The organism is Enterococcus lemanii, assembly GCF_016909125.1.
Taxonomy (GTDB): Bacteria; Bacillota; Bacilli; order Lactobacillales; family Enterococcaceae; genus Enterococcus_I; species Enterococcus_I lemanii.
Genome location: NZ_JAFBFD010000055.1, coordinates 1 through 13,184, shown reverse-complemented (window position 1 = coordinate 13,184; position 13,184 = coordinate 1). Strand labels below are relative to the sequence as shown.

The 13,184-nt window shown below is 39.4% G+C and carries 14 protein-coding genes; 13 read left to right on the top strand and 1 reads right to left on the bottom strand.

What is annotated here, in order from left to right:
• The first annotated feature begins 102 nt into the window (after positions 1 to 102).
• The 11 genes from JOD14_RS12400 (at position 103) to JOD14_RS12350 (ending at position 10,141) form a co-directional block, all read left to right on the top strand.
• Positions 103 to 414, top strand: coding sequence for a hypothetical protein (locus tag JOD14_RS12400; RefSeq protein ID WP_204655095.1), 312 nt, complete (start codon positions 103 to 105; stop codon positions 412 to 414).
• The gene (locus JOD14_RS12395) at positions 415 to 2,391 is read left to right on the top strand and encodes a V-type ATP synthase subunit I (protein WP_204655094.1); all 1,977 of its coding nucleotides are present in this window, start codon (positions 415 to 417) and stop codon (positions 2,389 to 2,391) included.
• On the top strand, positions 2,392 to 2,865 hold the full coding sequence (locus JOD14_RS12390; protein WP_204655093.1) for a V-type ATP synthase subunit K: 474 nt from the start codon (positions 2,392 to 2,394) through the stop codon (positions 2,863 to 2,865).
• A gap of 10 nt (positions 2,866 to 2,875) precedes the next feature.
• Positions 2,876 to 3,472: a V-type ATP synthase subunit E gene (locus JOD14_RS12385; RefSeq protein ID WP_204655092.1), complete on the top strand. Its 597-nt coding sequence runs from the start codon at positions 2,876 to 2,878 to the stop codon at positions 3,470 to 3,472.
• A gap of 10 nt (positions 3,473 to 3,482) precedes the next feature.
• Positions 3,483 to 4,484, top strand: coding sequence for a V-type ATP synthase subunit C (locus tag JOD14_RS12380; RefSeq protein ID WP_204655091.1), 1,002 nt, complete (start codon positions 3,483 to 3,485; stop codon positions 4,482 to 4,484).
• Positions 4,477 to 4,800 (top strand): V-type ATP synthase subunit F, encoded by a 324-nt coding sequence (locus JOD14_RS12375; RefSeq protein WP_204655090.1) that lies wholly within the window; start codon positions 4,477 to 4,479, stop codon positions 4,798 to 4,800. The genes JOD14_RS12380 and JOD14_RS12375 overlap by 8 nt, the downstream gene beginning before the upstream one ends.
• 12 nt (positions 4,801 to 4,812) lie before the next feature.
• Positions 4,813 to 6,588 (top strand): V-type ATP synthase subunit A, encoded by a 1,776-nt coding sequence (locus JOD14_RS12370; RefSeq protein WP_204655089.1) that lies wholly within the window; start codon positions 4,813 to 4,815, stop codon positions 6,586 to 6,588.
• Positions 6,589 to 7,977 (top strand): V-type ATP synthase subunit B, encoded by a 1,389-nt coding sequence (locus JOD14_RS12365; protein WP_204655088.1) that lies wholly within the window; start codon positions 6,589 to 6,591, stop codon positions 7,975 to 7,977.
• A complete protein-coding gene (locus JOD14_RS12360; protein WP_204655087.1) occupies positions 7,977 to 8,618 on the top strand; it encodes a V-type ATP synthase subunit D in 642 nt (213 codons plus the stop codon). The genes JOD14_RS12365 and JOD14_RS12360 overlap by 1 nt, the downstream gene beginning before the upstream one ends.
• A gap of 140 nt (positions 8,619 to 8,758) precedes the next feature.
• Entirely contained in the window at positions 8,759 to 9,631 is an 873-nt protein-coding gene (locus JOD14_RS12355) for an SPFH domain-containing protein (RefSeq protein ID WP_204655086.1), read from the top strand.
• Positions 9,632 to 9,634: 3 nt separating this feature from the next.
• Entirely contained in the window at positions 9,635 to 10,141 is a 507-nt protein-coding gene (locus JOD14_RS12350; protein WP_204655085.1) for an LURP-one-related/scramblase family protein, read from the top strand.
• Positions 10,142 to 10,167: 26 nt separating this feature from the next.
• On the opposite strand, the gene JOD14_RS12345 is transcribed toward JOD14_RS12350, so the two are convergent.
• Positions 10,168 to 10,992, bottom strand: coding sequence for an ElyC/SanA/YdcF family protein (locus JOD14_RS12345; protein WP_204655084.1), 825 nt, complete (start codon positions 10,990 to 10,992; stop codon positions 10,168 to 10,170).
• A gap of 186 nt (positions 10,993 to 11,178) precedes the next feature.
• Between JOD14_RS12345 and scrK the strand changes: the two genes are divergently transcribed.
• Together scrK and JOD14_RS12335 are read left to right on the top strand one after the other, a co-directional pair.
• On the top strand, positions 11,179 to 12,054 hold the full coding sequence (scrK, locus tag JOD14_RS12340; RefSeq protein ID WP_204655083.1) for a fructokinase ScrK: 876 nt from the start codon (positions 11,179 to 11,181) through the stop codon (positions 12,052 to 12,054).
• A 22-nt stretch (positions 12,055 to 12,076) separates the two neighbouring features.
• Complete coding sequence (locus tag JOD14_RS12335) at positions 12,077 to 12,940, top strand: helix-turn-helix domain-containing protein (RefSeq protein WP_204655082.1); 864 nt, start codon at positions 12,077 to 12,079, stop codon at positions 12,938 to 12,940.
• The last annotated feature ends 244 nt before the right edge of the window (positions 12,941 to 13,184 follow it).

The following is a 13,184-nucleotide window of genomic DNA, read 5'->3' as shown; positions in this document are numbered from 1 at the left end:
ACACAATATCCAAGCAATATGATTTTAAGGAATGAAAATATTTTATTTAGTTTTCAAGGAGCGTAATTTGCTTCTAAATATATTATACGAGGAGGTAAAAAGATGAGTGTTGATGCCATTCAGCAAATTATCGAGGCAGAAAAACAAGCCGAGGCAATTTTACAAGAAACAAATCAAATGATCGCTTTGGAGCAGTCAGAAAACAAACGACGACTAGAAGTGTTTTGTGCCGAGTTAAAAGAGCAAGAACAAATTGAACAACAAGTGTTAAAAGAAAAAATGGCACTTGAGTTTTCAGCAATAAAAGAACCTCTCGTTCGACAAGCAAACGAAGAGTTAGCACGACTACAAACAATTTCGCCAGAATTAAGAACAAAAGCGATGCAACGAATTTTAACAGAGGTGGTGACTTAATTGGCAATTGTACAAATGCAAAAATTTCACGTGCTCACTTTTTTGAAGGAGCAAGAACTCGTCTTGCAAGCACTACAAAATTTCGAGTGTGCCGAGCTTTTACCGGCTGAAAATGGGATTTTAGTTTCGGAAAATCATTTCGTTAAAGAAAATGCGAATAGTGAGATTGAACAATTCGAAAATAAATTAACGCAAGTTCTTTCAGGGCGTGAATTTTTAACAAATTTCTTACCCAAAGCAGGCTTGTTGCAAAAGCTACGCCAAAAACCTAAAACCTATTCGTTAAGTGAGTTAAACACGCAATTTGACGCCTTACAATGGGAAGAATTGTTGCTAGCGTTACGTAAAAAAGACAAGCGTTTACGAACGTTAGAACAAGAAAAGCAAGAGTTAAGTCAAGCCGAAGATGAATTAAATCGTTGGCAGTACTTTGATGATCAACCAGAGATTTTAACAACCCTTAAACAAAGTGTGGGCTATCTAGGCACCCTTCCAAATGAGCAATTTCCATCTTTTACCCACGATTTAGCGAAATACCCAAGTAGCTATTATGAAATTATCCAACAAACTTCAACGACGACTTATCTATTAATTTTAATTCATAAAACCAATCACAAATTAGTTGAGCGACTGTTACTCAGTCATGGCTTTGCGCAATATCATTACCCCTTTGTTGGTAAACCAGCGAATGCACTGGCACAAATCAAAGAGAAACGCCAAGCTGTTTTGACCGAAGAGGCAATGATCAAAGCCGAACTTCAAAAAATGCAAACTGAATTTGAGCAATTGACGCTAGTTGCTGAAATTTTAAATAGTAAAATTGTCAAATTGAAAAATCAAGAGCTTTTATTGCAGTCAAAATCAATCACTAGTTTAGCCGGGTGGGTACCTAAAAGTGAAGCGGATCGTTTAGAAAAGGCCTTGGCAAAAGCAACAAACGACCATTATTATTTAGTCTTTGCTGAAGTTTCTGAACAAGAAATTGCTGAGGTACCGATTTTATTAGAAAATAACCGCTGGGTTGCGCCATTTGAATCCTTAGTTGAGATGTATTCTTTACCTAAGTACGATGAAATTGATCCGACTCCCTTTATGGCACCGTTTTATGCCCTTGCTTTTGGGATGATGGTAGCCGACTTTGGTTATGGCCTAGTCTTATTTTTAGCGATTTTACTTGCGAAGAAGTTCTTTTATCTTGAAGCATCAATGGGCAGAATGTTAACGTTCTTTCAATTAAGTGCGGTTCCGACCATGATGTGGGGCTTGATTTACGGTAGTTTCTTTGGGGTAACGATGCCAATTCAACTCCTTTCAAGTCAGTCAGATATTACTGAAATCTTACTTATTTCTGTTTTATTTGGTTATATTCAAATTTTCTTTGCCTTAATCTTGAAGTTTTATCTGCTATGGAATCATAAAAAACAAAAAGTCAAAGCGATTTTCCAAGCAGGCTCTTGGATGCTCTTTTTAATTAGTGGGGCACTGTTAGCGATTGGCTTTACGATTATTCCGGATGGCCCCTGGACACAAGTCGGCTTAATCGGACTCATCGCTTCTTTAATTGGCGTGGTCATTGGCGGTAGTTTTGAAGGAGAGACTTTCGCAGGCAAAATTGGAACAGGGTTGTATGGTTTGATGGATTTAACAAACTATATGAGTGATTTAGTTAGTTATACGCGTTTAATGGCGCTAGGCGTGGCTGGTGGGAGTATCGCAGCGGCTTTTAACTTAATCATTAGTTACTTTCCACCGGTGGCCCGTTATACTTTAGGGATTGGCTTATTTATTTTGTTACATGGCATTAACATCTTCTTAAGTTACTTAGGTGCTTACGTGCATGGCTTACGTCTTCAATATTTAGAGTTTTTTGGTAAATTCTTTGAAGGTGGCGGACGTGCTTTTAAACCACTAAAAGCGAGTGGGAAATACGTCAATGTGAACGCAACAGACAACAACAAACAGGAGGAACAACGATAGATGGAGAATTGGATTAGCTTTTTTTATGAAAATGGTGGGATTATTTTTGCCTACCTAGGTGTTGCAACGGCTACGATTTGCGGCGGGATTGGTTCAACCATTGGGATTGGGATGACTTCGCAAGCAGCAGCGGGTTTAATTGCGGAACAACCAGAAAAATTTGGTCAGGCATTAATTTTAGAGTTGCTTTCAGCGACCCAAGGTTTGTATGGGTTTGTTATTTCGTTTTTAATTTATTTACAAATTACCGGTGATATTACGTTTGCAAAAGGATTTGCGTTATTTATTGCGGCGTTACCAATCTCACTAACAGCAATTATTAATGGTGTTTGGCAAGGGCGTGGTGCGAGTGCCGCGATGCAAATTTTAGCTAAAAAACCTGAGCATACAACGAAGGGGATTATTTTTGTAGCGATGATGGAAACGTATGCGATTTTAGGTTTCGTAATCTCTTTCTTACTTGTAAACAACTAGGAGGGGCAAGATGGCAGATATTACAAAGTTAACCTCGAAAATTATCAATGAAGCTCAAAAAAAGCAAGATAATTTAGTAGCTGAAGCAAAAGAGGAATTGACTCAAGCATTTCAAATCAAGCAACAACAACTTGAAAAAGAAAAAAAGCAGCATCTCGTGCGTTATGAAAAAGAATTGCAACGGGAGCTTAGTTTAAAAGTATCGGACTTACATGTAAAAATGCGCAACCAAGTGTTAGCAGCCAAACAAGGGGTTTTAGATGATTTGTTTGCAGAGGCGAAACTTGAGTTGCAACAAATTTCAGCCACTGATTTTGCTGACTTTGTTTTGCGCAAATTGACCAATCTTCCTTTAACTGGTGAAGTGGAACTGATTTTTGGCGAGTATTCAAGTTCACTAGTCACGGATGATCAGTTTGCGCAGTGGTCACAAGCTTTGGCTGAAAAAATCACATTAAAAAAGAGTGATCAAGTCATTCCAAATCGAAGTGGCGTCGTATTTAAACAAGCCGAAATCGAATTTAACTATTTATTTGAAGCCTTACTAGATGCCAAAGAGGAAGCCTTAAGTTATCAACTACTTGATTTAATCTTTGACGAAAGATAGGAGGGTTTTTTTGAAAGATATTCAATATAATTCAGCGAACGTGCGGATACGAACGTATGAAAGCCAATTATTGGATCAAGCTTTTTTTGACCGACTTTTAAATGTCGAGCAAGCCAGTGAGCTATACAATATTTTACAAGAAACCCCATACGGTGACTTTATCGATGAATCGATAACCAAACACGATTTTGAAAAAGTCTTACTGGCAGAACAAAAGCGCACGTTTGACCTGGCGTATGAGATGACGCCTTTAAAAGCCGTCGTTGATATATTTACGTTAAGGTATGATTATCAAAATTTAAAAGTTTTAGTTAAAAATGCTTACTTACAAGAAGATTTAGAAGCGTATGTCGTGCCACTGGGTTCGATTGATTTAGCAGTTTTAAAAGAATTTGTTCAAGTGCGTCACCATGCGCTTGTGCCGCAAATAATGGTCGATTGTTTAACAGAAGTCTATGCTTATATTGAGGACTATAAAGAAATTCAAGGCATCGATATTATTTTTGATAGTTATTACTGGCAGCATTTTCTAGAAGTCACGCAAGCAACAAATCAAAGTGAATTCATCGAGTTGAGTCAACGTTTAGTCGATGTGTATAACTTATCCGTTGTTTTGCGCAGTTATTTAATGGGGCGGAAAAAAGGGTTTATGAGTGCCGTCTTAGTTGAAGGGGGCTTGCTTACAAAAGAAACTCTTCTGGCGTATCTTGAAACCTCCTTTGAAGCCTTGCTTGATTATTTAGTTGAAACCGACTATGGTCCGTTAATTATGAGTACCATCGATGAATTGCAAGAACATAAAACGATTAATCAATTTGATTTATTGAAAGACAATTTCTTGATGCGTTATTTCAAAGAGCGCAAAGTCATTCCTTTTGGTCCAATTCCACTACTTGGGTATTTAAATGCCAAAGAAAGTGAAATTAAAAATTTACGCATGATTTTTGTCGGGAAAATCAATCGAATACCTACTGAAAAATTAAGAAGTCGGGTGCGTGAAACTTATGGATAAAAAAATTGGTATGTTAGGTGGGAAAGACTCCATCCAACCTTTTAAAGGCTTAGGAATCGATGTTTTTCCGATTGAGAGTTTGGCTTTGGCTAAAAAGCAATTAAAAGAGATGGCCCCAGAGTATGGTGTAATTTTTATTACCGAGCGTATTTTTGAACAGTTAGCTGAAGAAATTGCGCAATACGATGACCAAATTACACCGGCGATTATTCCGATTCCAAGTAGTACGGGGGATTTAGGAATTGGCATGAAGCGTCTAGCGGCTAACGTTGAAAAGGCCGTTGGGATGAATATTTTACAAGACAATGAGAGATAAGGAGGAAAACTTTTGGCAATTGGAAAAATTATCAAAGTTTCTGGTCCTTTAGTCCGAGCGACGGGTTTACAAGGAGCGAAAATCCACGAATTATGCAAAGTCAGCGAAAAAGGGCTGATTGGCGAAATTATTGAAATAAAAAAGGGCATCGCTTCTATTCAAGTTTATGAAGAAACAAGCGGTGTCGGACCAGGTGAAATCGTTGAATCAACGGGTGCACCTTTATCGGTCGAATTAGCACCAGGCTTACTAGGCCAAATGTTTGATGGGATTCAGCGTCCACTGGATCAATTTATGGCACAAACAAAGAGTGATTATTTAGAGCGTGGGGTGAGTATTGACGCTTTAGATTGGCAAAAAAAATGGACTTTTGTTCCTAAAAAAGCCGTGGGAGACGTTGTTTCTGCGGGGGATATTTTAGGAGTGGTACAAGAAACAAGTGTGATTGAACATCGCGTGTTAGTACCAAACGGTGTCAGTGGAACAATTCAAGCGATCAAAGCCGGGAATTACAGCATTACAGAACCGATTTGTTATTTAGAAGAAAATGGCCAAGAAAAAACATTAACGATGCTGCAACGTTGGCCAGTGCGGATTCCACGACCAAATAAACAAAAATTAAAACCAGGGAAACCATTAGTGACTGGGCAACGGGTTGTTGATACCTTTTTCCCAGTTGCAAAAGGCGGATCAGCAGCGGTTCCAGGGCCATTTGGTGCAGGGAAAACGGTTGTTCAACACCAAATTGCGAAATGGTCAGATGTTGATATTGTTGTCTATGTTGGTTGTGGGGAACGTGGCAATGAGATGAAAGACGTCATTAACGAGTTTTCTGAATTAGTCGATCCTAAAACAGGAAAATCACTAATGGAACGGACCGTGTTAATTGCCAATACATCCAACATGCCAGTTGCCGCGCGTGAAGCATCGATTTACACGGGAATTACGATTGCAGAATATTACCGCGATATGGGGTATGACGTGGCGATTATGGCGGATTCTACTTCGCGTTGGGCTGAGGCGTTACGTGAAATGAGTGGCCGTTTACAAGAAATTCCAGGCGATGAAGGTTACCCGGCTTATTTAGGGAGTCGAATTGCAGAATATTATGAACGGGCCGGCCGCTATTTAACGCTAGGCAACGATGGACGTGAAGGTAGTATTACAGCGATTGGTGCGGTGTCGCCAGCCGGTGGGGATATTAGTGAACCCGTGACGCAAAACACCTTACGAATTGTCAAAGTCTTTTGGGCACTCGATAGCGCCTTAGCACAAAAACGTCATTTCCCAGCCATTAACTGGACCAATTCTTATTCGCTTTATGAAGGCGAATTGCATGAATACTTAGATGAAATATTTGATGGACGTTGGTCAAAACAAGTCCAACAAGCGATGAATTTGTTACAAGAAGAAAGCCGCTTAGAAGAAATCGTGCAATTAGTCGGGATTGATTCCTTACTAGCCAAAGATCGCTTGACGCTTGTAACGGCACGTGCTATCCGTCAAGATTTCTTACATCAAAATGCGTTTGACGCAGTGGACACTTTTACTTCACGTGAAAAACAATTTTATTTATTAAGTAATATTTTAACCTTTCATGAAGAGGCGCTTCGAGGCATCGAATTAGGAGCCTACTTTAACGAAATGATCCAAGGAACCGTCGCCTTACGAGAAAAAATTGCGCGTAGTAAATACGTACCAGAAGCCAATTTAAATGAGTTGACGCAGTTAAGTCAAGAAATTAAAGGCTGTATTCAGCAAATTGTTGAAAAAGGAGGGATGGAATAAATGTTAAAAGAATATCGTTCCGTCTCTGAAATTTATGGACCGATTATGGTGGTCGACAAAGTTTCTGGCGTGAAATTTGATGAACTTGTTGAGATTCGAACCGATAGTGGGGAGATTCGTCGTGGGCAAGTGCTAGAAGTTACCGAAGACAAAGCCATCGTCCAAGTATTTGAAGGCACGAGTAATTTAGGTGCCGAAGAAAGCCGGGTCCGTTTTTTAGGAACAGGCTTAACTTTAGGTGTGTCCCAAGACATGTTGGGCCGCATTTTTGATGGTCTCGGCCAACCAATTGACGACGGTCCACGGATTATTCCAGATAAACGCGTCGATGTGAATGGTGCTTCAATTAACCCAATGGCTCGGGCCTTTCCTGATGAATTTATTCAAACAGGAATTTCAGCCATTGACCATTTAAATACGCTTGTCCGTGGCCAAAAATTGCCGATTTTTTCAGCAGCTGGTCTACCACATAAAGAAATGGCAGCACAAATTGCACGACAAGCAACGGTACCAAATGATCCAGGAAACTTTGCGATTGTTTTTGGTGCGATTGGGATTCCTTTTGAAGAGTCCGAATTTTTTATCGACGAGTTTCGTAAAACGGGCGCCCTTGATCGTTCGGTGATGTTTTTAAATTTAGCCAATGACCCAGCGATTGAACGAATTGCGACTCCGCGAATGGCTTTAACGGCCGCTGAGTATTTAGCATTTGAAAAAGGCATGCACGTTTTAGTTATTTTAACGGACATGACGAACTACTGCGAGGCTTTACGTGAAATATCAGCCGCACGTCGCGAGGTGCCAGGTCGTCGTGGTTATCCCGGTTATTTATATACCGATTTAGCGGGCCTTTACGAGCGTGCTGGGATGTTAACGGACAAACCAGGTTCCATTACTCAAATCCCAATTTTAACCATGCCAGATGATGATAAGACACATCCAATCCCAGATTTAACGGGTTATATCACGGAAGGACAAATTATTTTGTCTCGTGAATTGGAAAAGCGCAACATTCATCCGCCCATTGACGTTTTACCAAGTCTATCGCGGCTAAAAGATAAAGGAACCGGCGAAAACAAAACACGTCGGGACCATGCGTCAACGATGAACCAAATTTACGCGGCCTACGCAGACGGCAAAGATGCCAAAGAGCTAGCAGTCGTTTTAGGGGATGCGGCTTTATCTGAAATTGATCAAAAATTTGCCCGTTTTGCTGATTTATTTGAGCAAAAATACTTAAATCAAGGTTTTTATACTGATCGTAGTATTGAAGAAACGTTAGACTTAAGTTGGGAATTACTTGCCACCTTACCAAAATCTGAATTGAGCCGTATCAAAGAAGAAGACATTGCCGAATTCCTACCTGATACGAAGGAGTTGAACGCTTAATGGCGATTTTAAATGTGAACCCGACACGAATGGAGCTTAGTCGTTTACGCAAACGACTAACTACAGCGACACGTGGACACAAACTTTTGAAAGATAAACAAGACGAGTTGGTTCGTCAGTTTATTGACCTCGTTAAAAAGAATCAAAGCTTACGTAAAAAGATGGAAGAAAGCCTAGAAAAAGGCATGCAAGAATACGTTTTGGCCTCAAGTAGTATTGCCGACCATGTTTTGCAAGAGATTTTTACGATTCCTTTAAATACGATTTCATTAGATGTGCAAAGCAAAAGTATTATGAACACGGAAGTACCTGTCTTTAATACAATGTACAAAGAAGAAAGCGACGTCGATGAATTGTCTTATGGTTTTTTCACGACGACAAGTGAGCTCGATTTATCGTTGAGTCATTTAGATTCAATTGTTCCTTTAATGATGCAACTTGCTGAAATCGAAAAAACTTGTCAATTAATCGCCAACGAAATTGAAGTCACTAAACGTCGAGTCAACGCTTTGGAGTATTTAACCATCCCTAACTTGACCGACACGATTGAATACATTCAAAACACCCTTGACGAAAACGAACGCGGCAACGTCACGCGTTTAATGAAAGTCATTGATATTTTGGAGATGGAAGAAGAATAAATGAAAAACGAATGTCTACCACTTGCTTTGTGTAAGTGGCAAGCGTTCGTTTTTTTGCGTTAAATATCAAATATCCACCTTAAGTCTGATATATTTTTTATGAATTGTGGGATAATTATCTTATGAGGGAGGAATAAAAAATGCAAGAGAAAAACACGTTTCATGTCAATGGCTATTTAGGATTGGTCGTTTTAATTATTTTCTTGATTAGTGGGGGCTTTTTACTGTATCAAGGGGTTGAATTTGAACAAACTTGGAAAATAGTGACCGCAATTATTTTATGGATCATTTCGATTTTATTTTTAAGTTCGTTAACGATTGTCAGTCCGAACCAATCGAAAGCAATTTTATTTTTTGGTCAATATTTAGGTACGATTAAATCTAATGGGTTGTTTATTACCACACCGCTAACACAAAAGGTCAATGTCTCTTTGAAGGTTCGTAACTTCAATAGTTCGTTATTAAAAGTCAATGATTCTGATGGGAACCCAATTGAGATTTCAGCAGTTGTTGTTTTCAAAGTGAAAGACACGGCCAAAGCGTTATTTGATGTGGATTATTACCAAGAATTTATTGAAATTCAAAGTGAAACGGCGATTCGTCATATTGCCACTCAATACCCTTACGACACGTTTAATGACGACGACGTGACGTTACGGGGGAATACGAATGAAGTTTCAGCTGAACTAGCTAAAGAGTTACAAGAACGTTTAGCGGTAGCGGGTGTTGAAGTGATTGAAACGCGTTTAAATCATTTAGCGTATGCCACCGAAATTGCCAGTGCGATGCTCCAACGCCAACAAGCGAAAGCTATTTTGTCGGCGCGTCAAACGATTGTTGAAGGGGCTGTTTCAATGACTCAAATGGCACTAGAACAAATTGAAGAAGGCCAGCAAATGACTTTTAGTGATGATCGAAAAATTCAATTAATTAATAACTTACTCGTATCAATTATTACGGATAAAGGCACGCAACCGGTAATCAATACAGGGGATGCAACGAGAGGGGAGTAAAAAATGCGTAAACTCTATATCAAACAAAAACTCTTTAGTATTGGTGAGAAATTTCATATTTATGATGAAAACGAGCGCCCCCAATACTATGTGGAAGGAAGCTTTTTTAAAATTCCGAAAACATTTACCATCTACAATCAATATCAAATTGAAGTAGCCACCATCACCAAAAAAGTTTGGAGTTTTCTACCGAAATTTTATGTTGATATTCGCAATTCACCCCAAATTATGATTGAAAAAGATTTTACATTTTTTAAAGCAAGCTACCAAATTTCCGCTCAAGGCATTGAAGTCGCAGGGAATTGGTGGGACATGGATTTTGAAGTTTTACGTTTTGGTCGCCCGATTGCTAAAATCCATAAAAAATGGCTTTCTTGGGGTGATACCTACGAAGTTGAAATTTACAATGAAGATTTTGAAGAGACGATTGTTGCTTTAGTGATTGCGATTGATTGCGTGAAAGCCGATCAAGGTTCAAGTAGTAATGCCAGTGTGAATATGAATTCTTAATAGCAAACGACGAAATGCGCGGATCACTAGCGCGTTTCGTCGTTTTTTTCCTGGACATAATCAGAATGAAATTGTGGATTGGCGACACGTACAGCTTGCGGGAAACGTTCTTCTAAGGTCGCAAACGCTTGTCGGACTTCAAGTGGAACAGCCACGTGTGCTAAGTAATTTTTGCCAAGTGGGCCATAGCCAGTTGGTGTATCATGCAGCCGTGGAATTTCGCCCATTAATAGCTCGATAAAGCGCGCCATTGACCACATACCTGGAATCTCAGAGGTATAACTTAAATGGCCAAAATCGTCCATTTTCACTTGGGCCTCATAAGCGGGAAAATTAAGCATCCTCGTTGGAAAATCACATTCTTTTTGCATCACGGCAGCCATCCGTCGTTGCATCGTGGCATCTTGCATGAGTAAAATACTTTCGGCTTTTAAGTTGTTTTCTTGAATGAGTCGTAGTAAAAAAGTAATGTTATTGCCACAATTGGTCGATTTTGTCTCTAAATAATCAGCCGCGACTTGATAACGATTTTTTAAGTAAAGTTGGAAAAGTTCGGCTTCACTGAATGTCATTACTTGTTCATTTTGGGAAAGCCAAGGTTGCATTTGTTCTTTTAACGCTTCAGTAGTGTGGCCATGTCCCCCGACAATAACGTATTTTTTAGCTAAATTGTCTTGAATCGCTTGTGCCAAAAGGTCACCACCAGCTAAAATACTCCCACCAAACAAGACAAAAAGATCGACTTGTTTTTGGCCAATTTTGGCTTGGATTTGTGTGCTTGTTAAAGCGGAAAGATTTTTTAAGGCACAATAATTAGCTAAACAATTAATGGCCTCGACGGTTTTATTCATAGATACTTCCTTTCTAACTTTCTAACTTTCTAACTTCTTTTTCACTCATTATACCTTGCTTTTGTCAGGTTGAACAAATATCAGGCGTACTTTTTGGCATTAATGAGAAATTTACAAAAAAGCTAGCTTTCTATGGCTTTTGTGATTAAAATAGATATATTAAAGTGCAAAAGGGGAAGTTCAACTATGTTATATGGTTCAATTGAAGCGGGCGGAACAAAATTTGTTTGCGCCATTGGGAATGAAAAATTAGAAATTATTGAGCGGGTAAGTTTTCCAACAACCACACCAGCTGAAACAATGCCTTTAGTAATTGATTTTTTTAATCAATACAAAGAAGACTTAAGTGCTATTGGAATTGGTTCTTTTGGTCCAATTGATATCCACCCAAATTCACCAACTTATGGCTATATTACATCAACACCAAAATTAGCTTGGCAAAATTACAATTTTTTAGGTGCAATGAAAGAAGCTTTTGCTATTCCAATGGCTTGGACAACAGACGTTAATGCGGCAGCTTACGGTGAGTACTCTTTTGGTAACGGTAAAGGTTTATCAAGTGTCGTTTATTATACGATTGGAACAGGCGTTGGTGCCGGTGCCTTACAAAATGGCGAATTCATTCAAGGTTTCAGTCATCCAGAAATGGGCCATATGTTAGTTGTTCCACATCCTAAAGATGATTTTAAAGGAAGCTGTCCTTTCCACGGTAATTGTTTAGAAGGCATGGCAGCAGGCCCAGCCGTTGAAAAACGTAACGGCCGTAAAGGTCAAGACATTCCACAAGATGATCCATTCTGGGAAATCGAAGCAGAATATATCGCGCAATGTGCTTATAACACGACGCTAATGTTCTCACCAGAAGTCATTATTTTTGGTGGTGGCGTAATGAAGCAACGTCACATGGTTGATAAAGTGCATGCGGCTTTCAAACGCTTAATGAAAGATTACGTAGCGACACCAGAATTAGAAAAATATATTGTAACACCAGCTTTAGAAGACAATGCGGGCACACTTGGTTGTCTAGCATTAGCTGAAAAAGCGTATCAAGACGCAAAATAATGATAAATGAGGGGGTGAAGTTGTGAGTTTGTATTTAGAAATTCCACAATTACACCCCCAATTTCCTTACCGCGCTTTTTTAAATGATGGGATGACCATTGTTTATCCACACTGGCACAAAGAAATTGAAGTGATCTATGCTAGTCGCGGTTCGGTTAAAATTGGGGTAGATGACACCGTTGTGGAATTAAAAGAGGGCGAGATTTTCTTTTTTGCGAGTGGCGAACCACATTATTTTTTAGCTTCACCAAATAGTGAGCGCTATGTTTATCAATTTGATTTGAAGTTATTCGATGAGTCTTTTTTACGCGACACAGAAGAAAGTTTGGTTGCTTTATTTGCGCAAGGGCAACGTCATAGTCGCTATTGGCCAAAAGTTTTTCAAGAAAAAATGATTGATTTATTGGTGGAGTTGTATCATTTTGAAGAACAACCGACCCAAGGGAAAAATTATTTTGTCTTAGGCAATCTTCATCGTTTGATGGCAGAAATGTATTTACATTTACCTAAGCGCAGTGACCAAGAAATTAAAGAAACACCGACAGCCATTCATCGTAAAGATAGTTTGGAGCGTCTGAATCAAGTGTTTGAATACATTGAAACGCGTTACCAAGAAGTCATCACGATTGAAGAAGTCGCTAAATTTGTTGGGTTTAGCCCGTATTATTTTACCCGTTTTTTCAAAAAAAATACCGGCCAAACGTTTGTAACATTTTTGACCGAATATCGCATTAATCAGGCAAAGTTCATTTTGGCAAATGAGCGTTTACCCATGATCGAAGTTGCTGAAAAAGCCGGTTTTTCAAGCGTCAAAACTTTCCACCACGTGTTCAAAGAAGCCGTCGGAGTATCCCCACTACAATACCAAAAGAAAATGAATTTATAATAAGGTGTGATAAAAAGGCGTTTTGTTCCGAGCAACTGGAGAATCCCTCGAGCAAGCGGCTTTTTCGCTTGAACGAGGGAATCGAAGTTGCCGAAGGAGCAGCCTTTTTCTCCCCGAGAATGAAAAGGTGTGATAAAAAGGCGTTCTGCTCCGAGCAACTGGAGAATCCCTCGAGCAAGCGGCTTTTTCGCTTGAACGAGGGAATCGAAGTTGCCGAAGGAGCAGCCTTTTTCTCCCCGAGAAT